This window comes from Actinoplanes sp. NPDC048967 (assembly GCF_040649415.1).
Taxonomy (GTDB): domain Bacteria; phylum Actinomycetota; class Actinomycetes; order Mycobacteriales; family Micromonosporaceae; genus Actinoplanes.
Map to the genome: position 1 here is coordinate 395351 of NZ_JBEZFL010000003.1, position 21314 is coordinate 416664.

The window sequence follows — 21314 nt, forward strand, 5'->3', positions numbered from 1 at the left end:
TCACCGCAACAAAGACCGGGGACAATGGTGATATGCAGACCCGCACCGACCTACGCAACGTCGCCATCATCGCCCACGTCGACCATGGCAAAACCACCCTGGTCGACGCCATGCTGCGCCAGGGGAGCCAGTCCCACGCACGGGGCGAGATGGCCGACCGCGCCATGGACTCCATGGACCTGGAGCGGGAAAAGGGCATCACCATTCTCGCCAAGAACACGGCGATCAGCTACCAGCCCGCCGACGGCGAGCCCGTCACGATCAACATCATCGACACTCCCGGCCACGCCGACTTCGGCGGTGAGGTCGAGCGCGGCCTCACCATGGTCGACGGCGTCGCCCTGCTCGTCGACGCCTCCGAGGGCCCGCTCCCGCAGACCCGCTTCGTGCTCCGCAAGGCGCTCCAGGCCAAGCTGCCGATCATCCTGATCATCAACAAGGTGGACCGGCCCGACGCCCGGATCAAGGAGGTCGTCGACGAGACGTACGAGCTCTTCCTCGACCTCGACGCCGACGAGCACCAGATCGAGTTCCCGATCGTCTACGCGTGCGCGCGCGACGGCATCGCCTCCCTGACCCAGCCCAAGGACGGCACGGTCCCGGAGGACAGCACCGACCTCGAGGTGCTGTTCAGCACGATCCTGGACACCATCCCGGCCCCCACCTACACCGAGGGCGCGCCGCTGCAGGCGCACGTCGTCAACCTCGACGCCTCCAACTTCCTCGGCCGGCTCGCGCTGTGCCGGGTGCACGAGGGCACGATCCGCAAGGGCCAGACCGTGGCCTGGTGCAAGACCGACGGCACGATCAGCAACGTGCGCATCTCCGAGCTGCTCATCACCGAGGGCCTGGAGCGCAAGCCGGCCGAGAGCGCCGGCCCCGGCGACATCATGGCCGTCGCGGGCATCGCCGACATCATGATCGGCGAGACCCTGGCCGACGCGGAGAACCCGATCCCGCTGCCGCTGATCAGCGTCGACGAGCCGGCCATCTCCATGGTCCTGGGCACCAACACCTCGCCGCTGGTCGGCAAGGTCAAGGGCGGCAAGGTGACCGCCCGCATGGTCAAGGACCGCCTCGACCGCGAGATGATCGGTAACGTCTCGCTGCGGGTGCTGCCGACCGAGCGCCCGGACGCCTGGGAGGTGCAGGGCCGCGGCGAGCTGGCCCTGGCGATCCTGGTCGAGCAGATGCGCCGCGAGTCGTACGAGCTGACCGTCGGCAAGCCCCAGGTGGTCACCAAGACGATCGACGGCAAGGTCCACGAGCCGGTCGAGCGCCTGACCATCGACGCCCCGGACGAGTACATGGGCGCCATCACGACGCTGCTGTCCACCCGCAAGGGCCGGATGGAAGAGCTGATCAACCACGGCACCGGCTGGCTGCGGATGGAGTGGCTGGTCCCGGCCCGCGGCCTGATCGGCTTCCGGACCGAGTTCCTCACCGAGACCCGCGGCACCGGCATCATGCACCACATCTTCGAGGACTACGAGCCGTGGTTCGGCGAGCTGCGCACCCGGCAGAACGGTTCGCTGGTGGCCGACCGGGCGGGTGTGGTGACCGCGTTCGCGATGACCAACCTGCAGGAGCGGGGCCAGCTCTTCGTCGAGCCGACCACCGAGGTCTACGAAGGCATGATCGTCGGCGAGAACTCCCGCCAGGACGACATGGACGTCAACATCACCAAGGAGAAGAAGCTGACGAACATGCGTCAGTCGACCTCCGACGAGACCGAGAAGCTGATCCCGCCGCGCAAGCTGTCGCTGGAGCAGGCGCTGGAGTTCTGCCGCGAGGACGAGTGCGTCGAGGTGACCCCGGCGGCCGTACGGATCCGCAAGGTCGTGCTCGACCAGCAGGTCCGCGGCCGGGCGGCGGCCCGCCGCAAGCACCAGGGCTGACGAACAGACAAAAAAGCCGGGGGTACGCGATGCGCGTACCCCCGGCTTTTGCCTTGCTCAGGCCTTGATCAGTTCTTTCCTTTTGTCACGCGACGACTTGACCAGGCTCGCGACCGTGGCGATGCCCAGCGTGCCGAGGATGACCAGCAGCGACAGCCAGATCGGGATCTCCGGGGCCCAGTGCACGCCCTCGCCGCCGTTGATGAAGCCCAGCGCGTTGGTGTGCAGCGCCTCGAGGAACAGCTTGACGCCGATGAAGGCGAGCACGAACGCCAGCCCGATGTTGAGGTAGACCAGCCGCTCCAGCAGGCCGCCGAGCAGGAAGTACAGCTGGCGCAGGCCCATCAGCGCGAAGACGTTCGCGGTGAAGACGAGGTACGGCTCCTTGGTGATGCCGAAGATCGCCGGGATCGAGTCGAGCGCGAAGATCAGGTCGGTGGTGCCGATCGCGATCATGACGATGAGCATCGGCGTGAACAGCCGCTTGCCGGCCTCGGTCACCACCGTCATCTTGCCGCTGTCGAACGAGGAGGAGATCGGCAGCGCCCGCTTGCTCCAGCGGATGAGGATGTTCTCCTTGAAGTCGTCCTCGTCGTTCTCGCCCTGCTTGAGCAGCGTGACGGCGGTGTAGACCAGGAACGCGCCGAAGATGTAGAAGACCCAGGAGAACTGCGCGATCAGGGCGGCGCCGGCGGCGATGAACGCACCGCGCATGACCAGCGCCAGCACGATTCCGATGAGCAGCACCTTCTGCTGGAACTGCCGGGGCACCGCGAAGCGCGCCATGATGATCACGAAGACGAAGAGGTTGTCGACCGAGAGGCTGTATTCGGTCAGCCAGCCCGTGTAGAACTCGCCGGCGGCCTGACCACCCCAGGCGACCCACACGCCCACCCCGAAGGCGAGGGCCAGCGTGACGTAGAAGGCGACCCAGCCGCTTGCCTCGCGCATGCTGGGCTCGTGCGGTCGCCGGCCGACGATCAGCAGATCAACGGCAAGGACAACGACCAGGGCAACGAGGGTGATGACCCAGACCCAGGCGGAAACATTCAACGGGAACCTCCGGCAGACACGGTTCATCGCTGCTCCCGCCCCGGAATGAAGCGGTGACAGCGACGTGCGACTGTCGGAGGTCTCTTCCGCCGGCGCCCGGCTGGGCGACGACCCCCGGCCCCGGGCTCACCCCGGAGGGTGAAAACCGTGTTGACGAGACCGGCGCAGAGGAATACTCCCCTCCTACGCCGCCATTGTGTCGCATCGGCGGCCCGGTTCGCACATCACCCCGGCTATCCGTGTCGAGGCTCTCGCCATCTTTTCCCCGCAATCCGGACACACCCCTGCACCTGCCGACGTTTCCGACACTCACCGCACACCCTTTATCGCATCCTAGGAGGCTAGTTCTCCTGCTGTGGCATGCTTCGGAGCATGATTCTCGAAGTCGCCTTGATCGACGTCTCCCCCGGTCAGGAAGAACAGTTCGCCGCGGCGTACCGCAAAGCCCACCCGATCCTGGCGGGCACGGAAGGCTGCCACTCGGTCCGGATGACCCACGGCGTGGAATCACCGTCCCGCTTCGTCCTGCTGGTGGAGTGGGAGTCGATCGAGGCCCACGAGGAGAACTTCCGCAACTCGGACCGCTTCGCCCAGTGGCGGGCGCTGATCGGCCCGTACTTCGCCCAGCCGCCGCTGGTCGAACACTTCAACGACGTGCCGGCCTAACTGAGCCGGTAGCGCGCCCGCCGTCCCCGGTGCTCGAAGCCGAGCTTGCGGTAGAGCCGTACCGCCGGATTGTCGACGTTGACGTCCAGCCAGGCATGAGTCGCGCCGTCCGCGCGCATCCGCCGCAGGGCCTCCGCGACGAGTGCTCCGCCGAGCCCGCGGCCGCGGGCGGCGGGCGCGACCCCGACCTGCACGATCCAGTCGACCGCGGCGGTGACGAACCCGGCGTCGCCCAGGTCGGGCAGGGTCGCCAGCACGGACCACTGCGGCCGGAAGTCATCGTCCTCGGTGAGGTCGGCGGTCCATTCGTCGGCGGTCCACCCGGGGAAGCCGGGCCGGTCCCGGAAAGCGGCCGTATAAACATCGTGAAAGCGCGGCGCATGCGTTTCGGACCAAGCGGCCAGCTGGGCGCCGGCCGGCCAGGACGCATCCGGTACGCCGTCAGCGAGGTCGATGCGCATGACGTCCTCGGCGAAGACCTGCCGGAGTCCACGGGCGGCGAAGAGCTCCTCGGCCGGGCCGGTCAACGACTCGGTCTCGACCGTGACGGGCTGGTCCTGGGCGAGGCCCCAGGTGAGCAGGTGGGAGCCGATCCCCCGGCCCCGGACGTCGGGGTCGACCAGGCCGCAGAAGGTGACGCCACCGGTTGCGGGCGTGGGACGTACGGCGCCGGCAGCCAGGAGTCGGCCGTCGTGGTCCCGGCCCTGGATGGTGCTGGTGCCGGGAGCCCCCCACCGTCGGCGCAGGAAAGCCGGGTCGGCGGCGAGCGGAAGTCCGCCGTCGGCGGCTAGACAGCGCGCGGCCAGGGAGACGAGTGCATCCTCGTCGTCGAACGGCAGGGGCGTCCAGGTGACCATCGTCGACACGGGCGCCAGCCTAGGGAACGCCGGGCTCGGGCCCCACCGAATTCCGGCGCGGAGCCGAAGCCGGCCAGAACCGTTCCCGTGCTGGAAGCTCTCACGGGTCGGCCCAGGCCTGCGCCGCCAACGGCGGCGCAGGCATTTTCTCCAGGCGATCGCCGCGACACCGGCCGCGCCGAGCGCTGCGGCTGCACGCACCGCCTTGGGTCTGCCGGGTGGTGATCGCCGTGGTGGCCAGGCCCCACCCCGAACCCGCGGCCAGCGGCAGCCATCCGCGGCCAGCGGCGGCGACCACACCGGAGACCGCGAGCAATTCCGCTGCGGAGCTTGCGACGGTTCGACGCCACCGGCGAAGATCGGGGACGAAACCGGCGAAGATCGGCGCCCCAGCCGGCCACCAGCAGTGTCCCCGTGGAGGCCGGTGCTGGATCCGGCGGGCGGCATGGCCGGCGATGCGGCTGGTCAGCGGAGCTGGTCGAGCACCGCCAGGTTGTCGGCCGCCACCCACACCCGGGCGATCCGCCCCGCCTCCAGCTCGTACACCGCGAACTCCCGCGTCGAGATCCTGCGTCCCGTCGGCGCCACCCCGAGGAACTCACCGCGGTGCGTCCCGGTGTCGGTGAAGTGCGCCGCGATCCTGTCCCCGTCGATCAGCAGACCGCGGATCTCCCAGCGGTAGTCCGGAAAAGCGCGGACCACCTCACGCAGACCCGCCACGTACGCCGTCAGGCCCTGCGGCCCATCGTTGACCTGGACGTCCTCGGCCACGAACCCGGACAGGCGATCGAAGGCGTGGGCGTTGCACACGGCGTTGTACTCGCGGTAGAACGCCTCCGCCTCCGATCGCCGCATCGTCGTCAGCGCACTCCGGTCATGTCCATGCCGCGGAGCTCCTTCTTCAGCTCCTGGACCTCGTCGCGGATCCGGGCCGCCAGCTCGAACTGCAGCTCGCGGGCCGCGGCCAGCATCTGATCGTTGAGATCCTGGATCAGCTGGGCCAGCTCAGCCCGGGCCATGCCCTCGCGGGCCGGCACGGAGCTCGCGCGGGCCTTCGAGCGGGTCTCCGGCACCGGACCCTTGCCCCGCGACATCTGCCGGCCGCCGCCGCCCACCAGCTGACCGCCGACCGCCGCGTCGGTGTCCTCGGCCTCGCGGTAGATGTCGTCCAGGATGTCGTGGATCTTCTTGCGCAGCGGCTCGGGGCTGATGCCGTTCGCCTTGTTGTGGGCGACCTGCTTCTCGCGGCGGCGGTCGGTCTCCTCGATCGCGTCGCGCATGGACGGGGTCATCTTGTCGGCGTACATGTGGACTTCGCCGGAGACGTTGCGGGCCGCGCGGCCGATCGTCTGGATCAGGGAGCGGCCGCTGCGCAGGAAGCCCTCCTTGTCCGCGTCGAGGATCGCCACCAGCGACACCTCGGGCAGGTCGAGGCCCTCGCGGAGCAGGTTGATGCCGACCAGGACGTCGTAGTCGCCCTTGCGCAGCTCCTTGAGCAGCTCGACGCGGCGCAGGGTGTCGACCTCGGAGTGCAGGTAACGGACCCGGATGCCGTTCTCCAGCAGGTAGTCGGTGAGGTCCTCGGCCATCTTCTTGGTCAGGGTGGTGACCAGGACCCGCTCGTCCTTCTCGGTGCGCAGCTTGATCTCGTGCATCAGGTCGTCGATCTGGCCCTTGGTCGGCTTGACCACCACCTGCGGGTCGACCAGGCCGGTCGGGCGGATGATCTGCTCGACGAACTCGCCCTGGGCCTGACCCATCTCCCACGGGCCGGGCGTCGCGGACAGGAACACCATCTGCCCGACCCGCTCGAGGAACTCGTCGAAGCGCAGCGGGCGGTTGTCGGCGGCGCTGGGCAGCCGGAAGCCGTGCTCGATCAGGATGCGCTTGCGGGAGGCGTCGCCCTCGTACATGCCGCCGATCTGCGGGATCGTCACGTGCGACTCGTCGATGACGGTGATGTAGTCGTCCGGGAAGTAGTCCAGCAAGGTGTGCGACGGCTCGCCGGGCGACCGGCCGTCCATGTGCATGGAATAGTTCTCGATGCCGTTGCAGAAACCGACCTGGCGCATCATCTCGATGTCGTAGGTCGTGCGCATCCGCAGCCGCTGCGACTCCAGGAGCTTGCCCTGGCGCTCCAGCTCGGCGAGCCGCTCGGCCAGCTCGGCCTCGATGTCGCGGATCGCCCGCTCCATCCGCTCCGGGCCGGCCGCGTAGTGCGTCGCCGGGAAGATGATCAGCTCGTCGACCTCGCGGACGATGTCGCCGGTGAGCGGGTGCAGATAGTAGAGCTTCTCGATCTCGTCGCCGAACAGCTCGACGCGGACCGCCAGCTCCTCGTAGGCCGGGATGATCTCCAGGGTGTCCCCGCGGACCCGGAAGGTGCCCCGCTGGAATGCCATGTCGTTGCGGGCGTACCGGATGTCGACCAGGCGGCGCAGCAGCTTGTCGCGGTCCCACTCCTGGCCGACCTTGATCTTGACCGCCTGCTCGACGTACTCCTGCGGGGTGCCGAGGCCGTAGATCGCGCTCACGGTCGCCACCACGATCACGTCGCGCCGGGTGAGCAGCGACATGGTGGCCGAGTGCCGCAGCCGCTCGACCTCCTCGTTGACCGACGAGTCCTTCTCGATGTACGTGTCGGACTGGGCGATGTACGCCTCGGGTTGGTAGTAGTCGTAGTAACTGACGAAGTATTCAACCGCGTTGTGGGGCATCAGCTCGCGGAACTCCTTGGCGAGCTGGGCGCACAGGGTCTTGTTGGGGGCCATCACCAGCGCCGGCCGCTGCAGCTTCTCGATGAGCCAGGCGGTGGTGGCGCTCTTGCCGGTGCCGGTGGCGCCGAGCAGCACCGTGTTGCGGTCGCCGCGGCGCACCCGGCGCTCCAGCTCGGCGATGGCCGTGGGCTGGTCACCGGCGGGTTTGTAGTCGCTGACGACCTCGAAGCGGCCGTCGAGTCGTGGGATGTCGAGCGCCATGCAGACCACCGTACGTCGCGGGTGTGACAAGTTTCCGCGGGCGCCGGGTGACCCCTGTTCGCAGAGTGCACATTCGGCCCCGGGGAACGGCATTGTCCGGCGTTCACCTGCGGCTATACGGTGATCGGGTAGGCCGCTCGCGGCGGCCGTCCGGCCCGGTCCGGCACCATCACACGGTGCGCCCGGGCAGGCCCGCGGATAGCTGCCCCGGCTCCGTCCGGCGCGCGCATCCGCGATGGTCGCGCACCCGCGCGAACCGGCCGCCGCGAGCGCCCCTTACTGTCCAGGGGCCGGTCTCCCGGCCCGGGCCGTTGGGCCTGCGCTACGGCCTCGGCGGCTGCCAGCCGCTGGCCTGCGCCCAGGCGTCGGCCGCCTCCGCCTCAGCGTCGAACCAGGGCTCCTTTGCCTCCGCGTAGCCCTCCACGTCCCGGTGCTGCGCCGCCCACTGCTGCTTGGCTGCCGCGTAGGCGTCCCGAGCCGCCGGCACCGCGCGCAGGTGGTCGCGCATCAGCAGCGCGAAACGCCAGCCCGGCGAGCCCGTCACCCGTAGGTGCAGATTGACCGGCCGTCCCGGGTCCGCGCTGCCGTGCAACCGCTTCGGCCAGGTCCGGCCGGGCAGGCCGCGGGCGTTGTCGTACCAGTCGCCGGCCCGCCGCGGCAGTCCCGCGGCCCCGAGCGCCGCGGCCAGCCGGTCGGCCTCGGCCAGGGTCGGCACGGCCAGCATGAGATCCAGCAGGTCCTTCGCGGGCAGGCCGGGCACGGCCGTGGACCCGATGTGCGCCACGTCGGCGTCGCCGCCGAGCTGCGGCGCCAGGGCGTGCCGGATCCGGTCGATCACCCGCTGCGCCTGCCGGGGCCAGGTCGGATCCGGGGGTACGACGCGGAGCACTCCATCGGCCGGGGCATGGCGGCCGAGTCGCAGGTTCTTCTCGTACGGGCGCAGCCGGTCCTGCCACAGGCGCTCGACCCGCGCGTCCAGCTCGTCGAGACCACCGTCGTTGGTGAGCACCACGTCAGCAGCGTCGCGCCGGACGGCGTCGTCGGCTTGCGCGGCGATTCGGGAGGCGGCCTGCTCAGCACTCATCCCACGGGTCTCCACCAGCCGCCGGACCCGGGTCTCCCGGTCCGCGTCGACCACGACGACCAGGTGGTACGACGCCGCCAGCCCTGTTTCGACCAGCAGCGGGACATCGTTGACGACGATCGCGTCCCGAGCGGCAGCCGCGGTCAGTTCCGCCGTACGGGCGCGTACGCGGGGGTGAATGATGCTCTCGAGCCGGCGCCGGGCCGCTTCGTCTCCGAAGACCCGCGCGCCCAGCGCGGGTCGGTCGAGCTCGCCGTCCGGGCCGAGCACCGCCGGGCCGAAGGCTTCGACGACCGCGGCCTGGCCGTCCGTGCCGGCCGCGACCACCTCGCGAGCCAGCCGGTCGGCGTCGATGAGCACCGCGCCGCGGGCGACCAGGCGCTGGGCGACGGCGCTCTTGCCCGCGCCGATTCCTCCGGTGAGACCGACCTTCAACACCGGGCAAGTATGCCGAAGGGCCGCCCGCGACCGAAATCGCGGACGGCCCTTCGGACCGATCAACTAGCTGGCGAGCCGGGCGCTGAGCCTCAGGCCTTGCCGCCGGCGAGCTTCTCGCGCAGAGCGGCGAGCGCCTCGTCGGTGGCCAGCGTGCCGGCCGGCTCCTCCGCCGCACGCGCCGGGCCCGCGGAGGAGCTCGTCGACGTGGAGGAGGTGGAGGTGGACGACGAGGTGGTCACGCCACCGGCCGGAGCCGGGTTGAGCGCGGCCTCGGCGTCGGCCTCGCGGGACGCCTGCACCTGCTTGGTGTGGGCCTCCCAGCGCTCGCGAGCGTCGGCGTACTGCTTCTCCCACGCCTCGCGCTGCTTGTCGAAGCCCTCGAGCCACTCACCCGTCTCGGGGTCGAAGCCCTCCGGGTAGATGTAGTTGCCCTCGTTGTCGTACGTCGCCGCCATGCCGTAGAGGGTCGGGTCGAAGTGCTCCTCGCCCTCGACGAAGTTCTCGTTGGCCTGCTTGAGCGACAGCGAGATCCGGCGACGCTCGAGGTCGATGTCGATGACCTTGACCATGACGTCGGAGCCCACCTGGACGACCTGCTCGGGCAGCTCGACGTGCCGCTCGGCCAGCTCGGAGATGTGCACCAGGCCCTCGATGCCGTCGTCCACGCGGACGAACGCACCGAACGGAACCAGCTTGGTGACCTTGCCCGGCACGATCTGGTTGATCGCGTGGGTGCGGGCGAACTGGCGCCACGGGTCTTCCTGGGTCGCCTTCAGCGACAGCGAGACGCGCTCGCGGTCCAGGTCGACGTCGAGCACCTCGACCTCGACCTCCTGGCCGACCTCGACGACCTCGGACGGGTGGTCGATGTGCTTCCAGGAGAGCTCGGAGACGTGCACGAGGCCGTCCACGCCACCCAGGTCCACGAAGGCACCGAAGTTGACGATGGAGGACACGACGCCCTTGCGGACCTGGCCCTTCTGCAGCTTGTTGAGGAACTCGGTGCGGACCTCGGACTGCGTCTGCTCCAGCCAGGCCCGGCGGGACAGGACCACGTTGTTGCGGTTCTTGTCCAGCTCGATGATCTTGGCTTCGAGCTCGCGGCCCACGTACGGCTGCAGGTCGCGCACGCGGCGCATCTCGACCAGCGAGGCCGGGAGGAAGCCACGGAGACCGATGTCGAGGATGAGGCCGCCCTTGACGACCTCGATGACGGAGCCGCGCACGACGCCGTCGTCCTCCTTGATCTTCTCGATCGTGCCCCACGCGCGCTCGTACTGCGCACGCTTCTTCGAGAGGATCAGGCGACCTTCCTTGTCCTCCTTGGTGAGGACGAGGGCTTCGATGTGGTCACCGACCGACACCACTTCCGCGGGGTCCACGTCATGCTTGATCGACAACTCGCGCGAGGGGATGACGCCCTCGGTCTTGTAGCCGATGTCGAGCAGGACCTCGTCCCGATCGACCTTGACGACGGTGCCTTCGACAATGTCGCCGTCGTTGAAGTACTTGATGGTCTCGTCGATGGCTGCGAGGAATGCTTCCTCCGAGCCGAGATCGTCGACGGTGACCTTGTTGGCGCTCGAGGTGGCCTCGATGCTGCTCGTCATGTGGACTGTTGCTCCGAACGGATGGTGTCGTGGTGTCTCTCTCGCCCTCACGGAACTGACGGCGGACACAGCACGAACATCCGGTGATCACGACAACTGGAGTCAGATCAAGCGAGCAGGATCATGCTGGGACCGACGACTTGCGGAACCTGCTCCCTGCCGAGGCACACGATCCGCGAGTGCATCGACTAGCTTACCGTGCGCATTACCACAGGTTGCAAGGCCTCCTGATGACCGAGGCACATTGTTCCCGCGGAACCGCTCTGAGCGGCCGTTTTGTGGCGTTTTGAGCGCCCGGTGCGGGGTCCGGGAGCCTCGGACGGGAAGTGTCGTACGGTCCCCGTACCGTTTGAGCGTGATCGAAGCGCAACCAACCACCGTGGCCGGCACCCTGCGCCGGGCGGTGACCGATGCGGAGAGCCGGGTCGCCAGCCGGCACTGGTGGGACCTGGACGCGGACGACTACCAGGACGAGCACGGCAGGTTCCTGGGCGACGTGGATTTCGTCTGGTGCCCGGAGGGGCTGCGGGAGGCCGACGCGCGCCTGCTCGGCGAGGTGCGCGGGAAACGGATCCTGGAGCTGGGCGCGGGAGCGGCGGCCGGCGCCCGCTGGCTGGACGGACAAGGTGCCGACCCGGTCGCGTTGGACCTGTCGGCGGGCATGCTGCGGCACGCCCGCGAGGCGGCCGAGCGCTCAGGGGTACGGGTGCCGCTGGTCCAGGCCGACGCGCTGGCCCTGCCGTTCGCCACGTCCTCGTTCGACGTGGTCTGCACGGCGTTCGGTGCGATCCCGTTCGTGGCCGACTCGGGCGCGGTGATGCGCGAGGTGGCCCGGGTGCTGAAACCGGGCGGGAAATGGGTGTTCTCGCTCACCCACCCGATGCGATGGATCTTCCTCGACGAACCGGGCGAGGACGGCCTGCTGGCCGTGCACCCGTATTTCGACCGCTGGCCGTACGTGGAACAGGACGCCGACGGCGTGCCGACCTATGTTGAGCAGCACCGCACTCTGGGCGACCGGATCCGTGAGCTGGTCGCGGCGGGCTTCGTGCTGACGGACCTGGTCGAGCCGGAATGGCCGGAGGGCCACGAGCAGATCTGGGGCCAGTGGAGCCCGCTGCGCGGCCGGCTGTTCCCGGGCACCGCGATCTTCGTGAGTTACTTGCCGTCGTAGCCGGGTATCTGCAGCTCATGGCACATGACGAGAACCTGAGCAAGGGCGACCACGTGTCGTGGAGCAGCCACGGCCAGAAGGTCGAGGGCGAGGTCGAGCAGAAGATCACCAAGCGCACCGAAGCGGCGGGCCGCACGGTCGACGCGTCGAAGGACGACCCGCAGTACAAGGTCAAGAGCGACAAGACCGGCCGCGAAGCGGTGCACAAGCCGGGGGCGCTGCACCGTGACTGACGTGTACGAGGACTTCCGCGCGGCGGTGAACATGACGGCCGGCGAGCTGGAGAAGTGGCTGAAGACGGAAGAATCCCGCGAGGTCGGCCAGAAGAAGTCGGAGAAGGCGGAATCGGTGGGCCACGACTCGGGCCGGAAGATCATCAAGCTGCTGCACACCCGCAAGGGCGACCTGACGGACGAGGACGAGGCCCACATGCGCAAGGTGACCGGGTACGTCCACCGGCACCTGGCCCAGCGCCCGAACGGCGACCTCAAGGAAACGAAGTGGCGGTACTCGCTGATGAACTGGGGTCACGACCCGTTGAAGAAGTAGACCCTGGGGTTCGGGGCCACGATTGAGCGCTGCTGCACGGCCTCGTCGCGGGTGCCGGTCGGCGGATTGCAGGATTGCGAAGCCATCGCACGTTTGTGAAGCCACCGCATGCTTGCGAAGCCATCGTGCGATTGCCGGGTCACCGCATGCTTGCCGAGCCACCGCACGTTTGCGGAGCCGACGCATGCTTGCCGGGCCATCGCGCGCTTACCGAGCCGATGCATGCTTGCCGAGCCGATGCATGCTTGCCGAGCCGACGCACGCTTACCGAGCCGACGCACGCTTACCGAGCCGACGCACGCTTACCGAGCCGACGCACGCTTACCGAGCCGACGCACGCTTGCCGAGCCACCGCGCGTTTGTGGAGCCACCCGCACGGTTGCCGAGCCACCCGCACGCTTGCCGAGCCAATGCATGCAGCCGGAGCCGCCTCCGGCCGGGCGCCGGCCGGTGGTCAGATTCCGGCGGTGACGGAGCTGACGTCCAGCAGGCCGGCCAGCAGGGCGAGCGCCGCCGGCACGAGGCGGTAGTAGACCCACGTGCCGCGGCGGTCGCTGTCGACCAGGCCGGCTTCGCGCAGGACCTTGAGGTGGTGGGAGATGGTGGGGCCGGTCAGCTGGAACGAGCCGGTGAGGTCGCAGACGCACACCTCGCCGCCGCCGGCGGACGCGATCATCGACAGCAGCCGCAGCCGCACCGGGTCGCCGAGCGCCTTGAACATCGGCGCGAAGGCGTGGGCCTGATCGGCATCGAGCGGCCGCCGGACCACGGGCGCCCAAGCACTGGACGACGAAGTCATCTCGGTCGAAGAACTCGGCATGGGCTCACCCTTGCAAACCGAAGCAAGTCTCGGATTAGAAGATCCACCCTACGACTCCACACCGCCAGGGAGCCGTAGCGCAAAGCCAGAATGCATTACACAGCAACGGTTCGGCCGGGTCGTCGAGGCTGGGGGCGTGCGCTTCGGCCAGCTACGGAATCCGAGGTGGACGGTGCAGCTGGCACCGTCGAAGGTATCGAAGCTGACCTCTCGCTCCGAAGAAACCGCCCGAAGGGGCAACCGGACCCCTTCAACTCCCCGCTTGAAAGGCGTGGCCTAAGTCACTAACCGCAACCGGACGTCGATGTCGGCGGGGCGGAAGGCCCGGGCGGACTGCGCCGACTGAGACGTCCCGGATTCGTCAGCCAAGACCCGAGACGCACGGCGCAACCGACGACAGCCGGGCGCGTGCCAGATAGCCGCGGCGCCGGGTTCGTCGTCGATCAGCCAAGGCAATCACGCCAGCCAAGGCGGGCAAGGCGGGCACGGCGGGCACGGCGGGCACGGCGGCAATTACACCAGCCAAGGCGATCACGGCGGCCAAGGCGGCGATCACGCAGGCCAAGGCGATCACGGCGGCCAAGGCGATCGCGCCGACCGGGGCCGTCTTGGCTTGACGGCCCTGCTCCCCCAGCTTCGCAGCGCCGCCTTGCTCGTCGTTGCCTTGGTCATTGTCGGTGTCGACGTCACGGCTGGGTGCCGGATACGGACGCCGTGGGCCCTGCCCGCCCGGCGGGCCTTTCTCGCCGCGGTGGCCGCCTCGACCCTCTGCGTAGTTGTCGCGGTGGCCATCGCCGAGGTCGTGGAGGGGGCTTGGCCGGTTGTTGGCCTCGCCCCCTCGCTGGCGTCGTCTTCCTCGCCGGCGGCGTGGCTCACCGGGCGTCGACGGGACGACCACGGTGACCGACGAGCTCGACCCGGTCATCCATCCGGCGCATCGGCTGCGTATCTACGCGATGCTCGCCGCGGGCACCACGCTGGAGCTGTCGGTGATCAAGGACCACCTTGACCTGAGCCCGTCAGCCTTGAGCAAGCAGGTCGCGGCGCTCGTCGATGCCGGGTGCGTCAGGCAGGAACGTCTCGGCACCGACTCGCGCCGGGTGTGGTTGTCGCTGACCCGTCAGGGCACCAGGGCGTACCGGGACCATGGTGCCGGCGACGACTCGCATCGGTGATGCATTCGCCCGGTGCGGACCTCTAGTGGTCGGCGCCGTTCCAGTCCTGGCCTACTCCGACCGAGACCTCCAGCGGCACGGACAGCGGATAGGCCCCGCCCATCTCCTGCCGCACCAGAGCCTCCAGCGTCTCGCGCTCCCCCGGCGCCACGTCGAAGACCAGCTCGTCGTGGACCTGCAGGAGCATGCGGGACCGCAGGCCGGCGGTGCGCAGGGCGCCGTCGACGCGGAGCATGGCGATCTTGATGATGTCGGCCGCCGAGCCCTGGATCGGGGCGTTCAGGGCCATGCGTTCGGCCATGTCGCGGCGCTGGCGGTTGTCGCTGCTCAGGTCGGGCAGGTAGCGGCGGCGGCCGAGGATGGTGGCCGTGTAGCCGTCCTGGACCGCGCGGCGGACCACCGTCTGGAGGTAGTCGCGGACGCCGCCGAAGCGCTGGAAGTATTCCTCCATCAGGGTGCGGGCTTCGTCGGTCGAGATGGTGAGCTGGTTGGACAGGCCGAAGGCGCTCAGGCCGTACGCGAGGCCGTAGTTCATCGCCTTGATCTTGCGGCGCTGGTCGGGGACGACCTCCTCGACCGGGACGTGGAAGACCGACGAGGCCGTGGCCGCGTGGAAGTCGGCGCCCGAGTTGAAGGCCGCGATCAGGGCCTCGTCCTTGGACAGGTGCGCCATGATGCGCATCTCGATCTGGCTGTAGTCGGCGGTCATCAGCGACTCGAAGCCCTCGCCGACCACGAACGCGCGGCGGATGCGGCGGCCTTCCTGCGTGCGGATCGGGATGTTCTGCAGGTTGGGGTCGGTCGAGGACAGCCGGCCGGTCGCCGCCACCGTCTGGTTGAACGTCGTGTGGATGCGGCCGTCCTCGGAGACCGACTTGAGCAGGCCGTCCACTGTCGACTTCAGCTTGGCCACGTCGCGGTGGCGCAGCAGGTGCTCCAGGACGGGGTCGCCGGTCTGGGCGAACAGGCTCTGCAGGGCGTCCGCGTCCGTGGTGTAGCCGGACTTGATCTTCTTGGTCTTGGGCAGGCCGCGCTCGGTGAACAGGATCTCCTGCAGCTGCTTGGGTGAGCCCAGGTTGAACTCGCGGCCGACCACCTCGTGCGCCGCCTGCTGGGCCGCCTTCACCTCCGCGGCGAAGTGGGCCTCCAGCTCGGAGAGGTATTCCGTGTCGGCGGCGATGCCGACGTGCTCCATCTCGCCCAGCACGATCGCCAGCGGCTGCTCCACCTCGGCCAGCAGGCGCTGGGAGGCGCCGTCGTCGCGGGACAGCTCCTCGGTGATCGTGTCGGCCAGGTCGAGGGTGGCGCGGGCGCGGAGCATGACGTTCTGCTCGGCGGTGCCCTCGTCGTCGCCCAGGCCGTCCAGGGTCAGCTGGCCGGTCTCCGGGGCGTCGACGCGCAGCTCGCGCTTGAGGTAGCGCAGCGCCAGGTCGGTCAGGTCGTAGGCGCGCTGGTCGGGCTTGGCCAGATAGGCCGCCAGCGCGGTGTCGACGCGGACGCCGGCCAGGGCCCAGCCGTGCGCGCGGAAGGCCAGCATGGCCGGCTTGGCCTCGTGGATGACCTTGGGGCGGTCGGGGTCGGCCAGCCAGGCGGCGACCGCCTGCTCGTCGCTCTGGTCGAGGGTCGTGGGGTCGAACCAGGCGGCCGGGCCGTCACCGGTGGCGATCGCGACGCCGGTCAGCTCGCCGGTGCCGCGGCCGAAGCGGCCGGTGACCGCGACGCCGACGGGCGCCTCGCGGGCGTGCTCGCTCAGCCAGCCCTCGACCTGACCGGCGGCCAGGACCGTGCCGGAGAGGTCGAAGCCGGACTCCGCCTCGGGCTCGACGGCGTCGAGATACGAGTAGAGCCGCTCGCGCAGCACCCGGAACTCCAGCGCGTCGAAGACCTGGTGCACGGCCTCGCGGTCCCAGCCCTGCCACTTGACGTCCTCGGGACGCAGCGGCAGCTCCAGGTCGCAGACCAGGCCGTTGAGCTCGTAGTTGCGCATGACGTCGGCCAGGTGGGCGCGCAGGTTCTCCCCCGCCTTGCCCTTGATCTCGTCGACGTGCGCGATGATGCCGTCCAGCCCGCCGTACTGGTTGATCCACTTGGCCGCGGTCTTGTCGCCGACGCCGGGCACGCCGGGCAGGTTGTCGCTGGCCTCGCCGACCAGGGCGGCCTTGTCACGGTAGCGGCCCGGGGGGACGCCGTATTTCGTCTCGATGGCCTCGGGGGTCATCCGCCAGACCTCGGACACGCCGCGGACCGGGTAGAGGATCGTGACGTGCTCGCCGGCCAGCTGGAACGCGTCGCGGTCGCCGGTGGAGATGACGACCTCCATGCCGGCGTCGCGGGCCTGGCAGGCCAGCGTGCCGATGACGTCGTCGGCCTCGTAACCGGGTTTCTCCACGACCGGGATGCGCAGCGCCTCGAGGATCTCCTTGACCAGGCTGACCTGGCCCTGGAACGGCTGCGGGGTCTCGGCGCGGCCGGCCTTGTAGTCGGCGTACTTCTCGGTGCGGAACGACACCCGGGAGACGTCGAAGGCGACCACGATGTGCGTGGGCTTCTCGTCCCGCAGCATGTTGATCAGCATCGACGTGAAGCCGAACACGGCGTTGGTCGGCTGGCCCGTCTGCGTCGAGAAATTCTCCACCGGCAGCGCGAAGAAGGCGCGATAGGCCAGCGAATGCCCATCGAGCAGCAGCAAGCGGGGGGTCTGGGCGTCGTTACTCACGTCGCAGAACTCTAGTCTCGCCGTACGACAAGAACCGGGACCGCCCCGCCTGCTTCACAGCACCTTGCTCAGGAATGCCTTGGTTCGTTCCTGCTGCGGATTGCCGATGACCTCGCGCGGAGGTCCCTGCTCGACCACGACGCCGCCGTCCATGAAGATCAGCGAGTCGCCGACCTCGCGGGCGAAACCGATCTCGTGGGTCACCACGATCATGGTCATGCCGTCCCGGGCCAGGTCCTTCATCACGTCCAGGACCTCGCCGACCAGCTCGGGGTCCAGTGCGCTGGTGGGCTCGTCGAAGAGCATCAGCTTGGGTCGCATGGCCAGCGCCCGGGCGATCGCCACCCGCTGCTGCTGGCCGCCGGAGAGCTGACTCGGGTAGCTGTCCTTCTTCTCGCCCAGGCCGACCCGGTCGAGCAGCGCCGCCGCGCGGTCACGGACCTCGCCCTTGTTCTCCCGCTTGACCCGGCAGGGCGCCTCCATGACGTTCTGCAGCACCGTCATGTGCGGGAAGAGGTTGAACCGCTGGAACACCATGCCGATGGCCCGGCGCTGCGCGGCGACCTCCTTCTCCCGGAGCTCGTGCAGCTTGCCGCCGCGCTCCCGATAGCCGATCAGGTCGCCGTCGACGAAGATCCGGCCGGCGTTGATCTTCTCCAGGTGGTTGATGCACCGCAGGAACGTCGACTTGCCCGAACCCGAGGGACCCAGCACGCAGCTCACCTCCCCCGGCCTCACCACGAGGTCGATGCCCTTGAGCACCTCCAGGGAGCCGAAGGACTTGTGCACGTTCTCGGCGCGCACCATCTCGTCGGTCATGCTCCCGCCCCTCCCACGCCGCCCTGCTCGGCCGACAGGCCGCTGAGCCGCATCCGGGCCTTGCCGGCGGTGCCGTAACCGCGGCTGAAGTGCCGCTCCACGAAGAACTGCACGACCATCAGCACACTGCAGATGATCAGATACCAGAGACAGGCCGCGATCAGGACGGGCAGCACGATGAACGTGCGCGAGCTGATCGCCTGCAACTGGAAGAACAGCTCGAACGACACCGGTACGAAAGCCACCAGCGACGTGTCCTTGACCATCGCGATCGTCTCGTTGCCGGTCGGCGGGACGATCACCCGCATCGCCTGGGGCAGCACGATGCGGCGCAGCACCTGACCGCGGGACAGACCCAGCGCGGACGCCGCCTCGGACTGGCCCTCGTCCACGGACTGGATGCCGGCCCGGACGATCTCGGCCATGTACGCGGCCTCGGACAGCCCCAGCGCCAGCACACCGGCCAGGAAGCCGGAGAGCAGGTCGGTGGCCTTGATGCTGTAGAACTGCGCGTTCAGGTCGTGGATGCCGAACAGGTTGCCGAGCTGCGCGTCGAACGGCAGGCCGAAGCCGATCCGCTCCCACAGGATGCCCAGGTTGCCGAAGAGGATCGCCAGCACCAGCCGGGGCAGCGCCCGGAACACCCAGGTGTAGACGAAGGCGACGCTGGACAGGATCGGGTTGGTCGACAACCGCATGATCGCCACCACGATGCCCAGCCCGACACCGATCACCATCGCCAGCACGGTCAGCAGCAGCGTGCCGCGCAGACCCTCCAGCACCGGACCGGTGAACATGGCCCCGCGCTTGCCCTCGCCCATGCTGACGAAGATGAAGTGCCAGTTGAACCGGTCATTGGTGAAGATCAGGTGGAGGAACATGGCGGCGAGCACGGCCAGGACCGCGATCGCCACCCAGCGCCCGGGGTGCCGGACGGGCACGGCCTTGATGGCCTCGGGTCGTGCCCGTCCGGACTGTGTCTCCGTCGTCATTGCGCGGGTCAGGAGACCTGCGGGTTGACGGCCGGGTCGGTGATGCCGCCGGCCTCGACGCCCCACTTGGTGAGGATCGTCTTGTACGTGCCGTCGGCGATCAACGCCTCCAGCGCGGCCTCGATCGCGGCGCCGAACTCCGCCTGCGCCTTCGGCAGGACGTAGCCGTACGGCGCCGAGTCGTAGATGTCGCCGACCAGGGCCAGCTGGCCGTTGGTCTGCTTCACCGCGTACGCGCCGATCGGCGAGTCCGCCAGCATGGCCTCGTCCTTGCCCGAGACGACCGCGTTGGTCGCGTCGGCCTGGGACTGGTACTGGTCGATCGTGATCTTCGCCTTGCCGCCGTCGGTGCACTTCTTCGACCGCGCGGTGACGTCGTCGAGCTGCACGGTGCCGACCTGCACGGCGACCTTCTTGCCGCACGCGTCGTCCGGGTTGATCGTCGCCCCGGTCTTGGCCGCCCACTGCGTGCCGGCGTTGAAGTAGGACACCATGGTGGCCTCCTTCATCCGCTCGGCGTTGACGGTGAACGAGGACACCCCGACGGTGTACTTGCCGGAGGTCACGCCCGGGATGATCGCGTCGAACTTGGACGACTGCCACTCGGTGGTCAGGCCCAGCTTCTGCGCCACCGCGTTGAACAGGTCCACGTCGAAGCCGATGACCGTCTTGCCGTCGGCGTCCAGGTACTCGTTCGGCGCGTACGTGGAGTCCGTACCGATGATGAGCTTGCCGGCCGCCTTGATGTCGGCCGGCACCTTGTCGGCCAGCGAGGTGTCGGCGGAAGCCGACGGCACCGGAGCGCCCGAGCCGGTGCCCGGGTCGTCCGACTCCTCGCCGCAGGCGGTCAGAGAAAGGGTCATCGCGAACGCGGCGGTCAGGCCCACGAACGCGCGCCGCATGGGGGTGGTGCGGAACATCGTCGTCAACTCCTCAATGGTGTTCGGGTGGGCTCAAGCGACGCCGAGGTAGGCGTCCTTGACCGAGGGGTCGGTCAGCAGCTCGGCGCCGGTACCGGACTTGACGATCTCGCCGGTCTCCAGCACGTACGCCCGGTGTGCCCGGGACAGCGCCTGCTGGGCGTTCTGCTCAACCAGGAGCACGGTCGTGCCCTGCTGGTTGATCTCCACAACGATGTCGAAGATCTGCTGGATCAGCATGGGCGCCAGGCCCATCGACGGCTCGTCGAGCAGCAGCAGCTTGGGCCGGCTCATCAGCGCCCGGCCGACCGCCAGCATCTGCTGCTCACCGCCGGACATGGTGCCACCGACCTGCTTCTCGCGCTCCCGGAGTCGCGGGAAAAGGGTGAACACCCGGTCCAGATCCTCGTCGATCTCGGCCCGGTTGCGGCGCGTGTAGGCGCCCATCTCCAGATTCTCGCGCACCGACATGCCGGGGAAGATGCCCCGGCCCTCCGGCGACTGCGAGACACCCCGCACGACCCGCAGGTCCGCGCGGAGCTTGGTGATGTCCTCGCCGTTGAAGGTGATCGTCCCCTGGGCGACCGGGCGCAGCCCGGAGATCGCCCGCATGGTGGTCGACTTCCCGGCGCCGTTCGCGCCGATCAGGGCGACGATCTCGCCCTCGCCGACGCTCAGGCTGATGCCGTGCAGGGCCTGGATGCGCCCGTACATCAACGTGACGTCTTTCAGCTCAAGCAGCATCGGTCGGCACTCCCAGGTACGCCGCGATCACAGCCGGGTTGTCCCGCACCTCGGCGGGCGTGCCCTCGGCGATCTTCTTGCCGAACTCCAGCACCACGATCCGGTCGGTCACGCCCATGACCAGGCGCATGTCGTGCTCGATGAGCAGCACGGTCACCCCGCTGTCGCGGATCTTGCGGATCAGCGCGAGCAACTCCTTCTTCTCCGCCGGGTTGAAGCCGGCGGCCGGCTCGTCCAGGCACAGCAGCGTCGGGTTCGTGGCCAGGGCCCGGGCGATCTCCAGGCGCCGCTGCTCGCCGTACGACAGGTTGCGCGCGACGTCGCCGGCGCGGTGCTCGATGCCGACGAACCGGAGCAGCTGGTACGACCGGTCCCGGCCCGTACGCTCCTCGCGGTGGTGCCGGGGCAGCCGGAACAACGCGGCGATCACGCTGGTCTTGTGGTGGGCGTCCGCGCCCACCATCACGTTCTCCAGCGCGGTCATCTCCGGGAACAGCCGCACGTTCTGGAACGTGCGGGCGATCCCGCCGCGGGTGATCTCGTGCTTCTTCTTGCCGACGATCGACTGGCCCTGGAACCGGATCCCGCCGCTGGTCGGGCGGTACACGCCGGTCATGGCGTTGAAGCAGGTGGTCTTGCCGGCCCCGTTCGGGCCGATCAGACCGAAGATCTCACCCTTGCGCAGGCTGAAGCTGACCTCGTTGAGCGCGACGACACCACCGAAGCGCAACGTCACGTTGTCCACCTCGAGCAGGACGTCACCGATCGGCTTCGCCGTGGCGTTGTCCTTGGGCCCGGCCCTGTCGACGGGACCCGCATTG

At 69.1% G+C, this 21314-nt stretch carries 20 protein-coding genes; 6 read left to right on the forward strand and 14 right to left on the reverse strand.

The window, feature by feature from the left end:
* Positions 1–32 precede the first annotated feature (32 nt).
* Positions 33–1898 carry a translational GTPase TypA gene (gene typA, locus AB0C12_RS14380; RefSeq protein ID WP_360547833.1) on the forward strand — a complete coding sequence of 622 codons (1866 nt, stop codon included), beginning with the start codon at positions 33–35 and terminating at the stop codon, positions 1896–1898.
* A 57-nt stretch (positions 1899–1955) separates the two neighbouring features.
* Here the strand turns inward: typA and AB0C12_RS14385 are convergent, their stop codons facing one another.
* Positions 1956–2978 (reverse strand): TerC family protein, encoded by a 1023-nt coding sequence (locus tag AB0C12_RS14385; RefSeq protein ID WP_360547835.1) that lies wholly within the window; start codon positions 2976–2978, stop codon positions 1956–1958.
* A 345-nt stretch (positions 2979–3323) separates the two neighbouring features.
* Between AB0C12_RS14385 and AB0C12_RS14390 the strand changes: the two genes are divergently transcribed.
* Positions 3324–3617 (forward strand): antibiotic biosynthesis monooxygenase, encoded by a 294-nt coding sequence (locus tag AB0C12_RS14390; RefSeq protein ID WP_360547837.1) that lies wholly within the window; start codon positions 3324–3326, stop codon positions 3615–3617.
* Here AB0C12_RS14390 and AB0C12_RS14395 read toward each other — a convergent pair.
* The 5 genes from AB0C12_RS14395 to rpsA form a co-directional block, all read right to left on the reverse strand.
* Positions 3614–4474: a GNAT family N-acetyltransferase gene (locus AB0C12_RS14395; RefSeq protein ID WP_360549000.1), complete on the reverse strand. Its 861-nt coding sequence runs from the start codon at positions 4472–4474 to the stop codon at positions 3614–3616. The genes AB0C12_RS14390 and AB0C12_RS14395 overlap by 4 nt on opposite strands.
* Before the next feature lie 465 nt (positions 4475–4939).
* Positions 4940–5329, reverse strand: a complete 390-nt coding sequence (locus AB0C12_RS14400; RefSeq protein ID WP_360547839.1) for an ester cyclase — start codon at positions 5327–5329, stop codon at positions 4940–4942.
* A gap of 5 nt (positions 5330–5334) precedes the next feature.
* Entirely contained in the window at positions 5335–7452 is a 2118-nt protein-coding gene (uvrB, locus tag AB0C12_RS14405; RefSeq protein ID WP_360547841.1) for an excinuclease ABC subunit UvrB, read from the reverse strand.
* A gap of 322 nt (positions 7453–7774) precedes the next feature.
* Positions 7775–8974, reverse strand: coding sequence for a dephospho-CoA kinase (coaE, locus tag AB0C12_RS14410; RefSeq protein ID WP_360547843.1), 1200 nt, complete (start codon positions 8972–8974; stop codon positions 7775–7777).
* A gap of 89 nt (positions 8975–9063) precedes the next feature.
* On the reverse strand, positions 9064–10584 hold the full coding sequence (gene rpsA, locus AB0C12_RS14415) for a 30S ribosomal protein S1 (RefSeq protein ID WP_360547845.1): 1521 nt from the start codon (positions 10582–10584) through the stop codon (positions 9064–9066).
* Positions 10585–10939: 355 nt separating this feature from the next.
* Between rpsA and AB0C12_RS14420 the strand changes: the two genes are divergently transcribed.
* From AB0C12_RS14420 to AB0C12_RS14430, 3 genes are read left to right on the forward strand one after another with little or no spacing between them, the layout of a single operon-like run.
* The gene (locus AB0C12_RS14420; protein WP_360547847.1) at positions 10940–11758 is read left to right on the forward strand and encodes a class I SAM-dependent methyltransferase; all 819 of its coding nucleotides are present in this window, start codon (positions 10940–10942) and stop codon (positions 11756–11758) included.
* A 17-nt stretch (positions 11759–11775) separates the two neighbouring features.
* The gene (locus AB0C12_RS14425) at positions 11776–11991 is read left to right on the forward strand and encodes a DUF2945 domain-containing protein (protein ID WP_360547849.1); all 216 of its coding nucleotides are present in this window, start codon (positions 11776–11778) and stop codon (positions 11989–11991) included.
* Complete coding sequence (locus tag AB0C12_RS14430) at positions 11984–12307, forward strand: DUF3140 domain-containing protein (RefSeq protein ID WP_360547851.1); 324 nt, start codon at positions 11984–11986, stop codon at positions 12305–12307. The genes AB0C12_RS14425 and AB0C12_RS14430 overlap by 8 nt, the downstream gene beginning before the upstream one ends.
* Before the next feature lie 454 nt (positions 12308–12761).
* Here the strand turns inward: AB0C12_RS14430 and AB0C12_RS14435 are convergent, their stop codons facing one another.
* On the reverse strand, positions 12762–13106 hold the full coding sequence (locus tag AB0C12_RS14435; protein WP_360549002.1) for a metalloregulator ArsR/SmtB family transcription factor: 345 nt from the start codon (positions 13104–13106) through the stop codon (positions 12762–12764).
* Between the two features lie 382 nt (positions 13107–13488).
* The gene (locus AB0C12_RS14440) at positions 13489–13701 is read right to left on the reverse strand and encodes a hypothetical protein (RefSeq protein ID WP_360547853.1); all 213 of its coding nucleotides are present in this window, start codon (positions 13699–13701) and stop codon (positions 13489–13491) included.
* Between the two features lie 325 nt (positions 13702–14026).
* Here AB0C12_RS14440 and AB0C12_RS14445 point away from each other — a divergent pair, with 325 nt between their 5' ends.
* Positions 14027–14302: a transcriptional regulator gene (locus AB0C12_RS14445; protein ID WP_360547855.1), complete on the forward strand. Its 276-nt coding sequence runs from the start codon at positions 14027–14029 to the stop codon at positions 14300–14302.
* Between the two features lie 22 nt (positions 14303–14324).
* Here the strand turns inward: AB0C12_RS14445 and polA are convergent, their stop codons facing one another.
* From polA to AB0C12_RS14475, 6 genes are read right to left on the reverse strand one after another with little or no spacing between them, the layout of a single operon-like run.
* Positions 14325–17018: a DNA polymerase I gene (gene polA, locus AB0C12_RS14450; RefSeq protein WP_360547857.1), complete on the reverse strand. Its 2694-nt coding sequence runs from the start codon at positions 17016–17018 to the stop codon at positions 14325–14327.
* Positions 17019–17072: 54 nt separating this feature from the next.
* Entirely contained in the window at positions 17073–17837 is a 765-nt protein-coding gene (locus AB0C12_RS14455; RefSeq protein WP_360547859.1) for an amino acid ABC transporter ATP-binding protein, read from the reverse strand.
* Positions 17834–18829 (reverse strand): amino acid ABC transporter permease, encoded by a 996-nt coding sequence (locus tag AB0C12_RS14460; RefSeq protein WP_360547861.1) that lies wholly within the window; start codon positions 18827–18829, stop codon positions 17834–17836. The genes AB0C12_RS14455 and AB0C12_RS14460 overlap by 4 nt, the downstream gene beginning before the upstream one ends.
* An 8-nt stretch (positions 18830–18837) precedes the next feature.
* Positions 18838–19749 (reverse strand): ABC transporter substrate-binding protein, encoded by a 912-nt coding sequence (locus AB0C12_RS14465; protein WP_360549004.1) that lies wholly within the window; start codon positions 19747–19749, stop codon positions 18838–18840.
* A 33-nt stretch (positions 19750–19782) separates the two neighbouring features.
* Entirely contained in the window at positions 19783–20493 is a 711-nt protein-coding gene (locus AB0C12_RS14470) for an ABC transporter ATP-binding protein (RefSeq protein ID WP_360547863.1), read from the reverse strand.
* Entirely contained in the window at positions 20483–21259 is a 777-nt protein-coding gene (locus AB0C12_RS14475) for an ABC transporter ATP-binding protein (protein WP_360549006.1), read from the reverse strand. Before AB0C12_RS14475 ends, AB0C12_RS14470 begins: the two co-directional genes overlap by 11 nt.
* Between the last annotated feature and the right edge of the window lie 55 nt (positions 21260–21314).

Coding starts and splice junctions, on each gene's coding strand:
- typA (WP_360547833.1), top strand. CDS start 33: ATGCAGACCCGCACCGACCTACGCAACGTCGCCATCATCGCCCACGTC.
- AB0C12_RS14385 (WP_360547835.1), bottom strand. CDS start 2,978: ATGAACCGTGTCTGCCGGAGGTTCCCGTTGAATGTTTCCGCCTGGGTC.
- AB0C12_RS14390 (WP_360547837.1), top strand. CDS start 3,324: ATGATTCTCGAAGTCGCCTTGATCGACGTCTCCCCCGGTCAGGAAGAA.
- AB0C12_RS14395 (WP_360549000.1), bottom strand. CDS start 4,474: ATGGTCACCTGGACGCCCCTGCCGTTCGACGACGAGGATGCACTCGTC.
- AB0C12_RS14400 (WP_360547839.1), bottom strand. CDS start 5,329: ATGCGGCGATCGGAGGCGGAGGCGTTCTACCGCGAGTACAACGCCGTG.
- uvrB (WP_360547841.1), bottom strand. CDS start 7,452: ATGGCGCTCGACATCCCACGACTCGACGGCCGCTTCGAGGTCGTCAGC.
- rpsA (WP_360547845.1), bottom strand. CDS start 10,584: ATGACGAGCAGCATCGAGGCCACCTCGAGCGCCAACAAGGTCACCGTC.
- AB0C12_RS14425 (WP_360547849.1), top strand. CDS start 11,776: ATGGCACATGACGAGAACCTGAGCAAGGGCGACCACGTGTCGTGGAGC.
- AB0C12_RS14435 (WP_360549002.1), bottom strand. CDS start 13,106: ATGACTTCGTCGTCCAGTGCTTGGGCGCCCGTGGTCCGGCGGCCGCTC.
- AB0C12_RS14455 (WP_360547859.1), bottom strand. CDS start 17,837: ATGACCGACGAGATGGTGCGCGCCGAGAACGTGCACAAGTCCTTCGGC.
- AB0C12_RS14460 (WP_360547861.1), bottom strand. CDS start 18,829: ATGACGACGGAGACACAGTCCGGACGGGCACGACCCGAGGCCATCAAG.
- AB0C12_RS14465 (WP_360549004.1), bottom strand. CDS start 19,749: ATGTTCCGCACCACCCCCATGCGGCGCGCGTTCGTGGGCCTGACCGCC.
- AB0C12_RS14470 (WP_360547863.1), bottom strand. CDS start 20,493: ATGCTGCTTGAGCTGAAAGACGTCACGTTGATGTACGGGCGCATCCAG.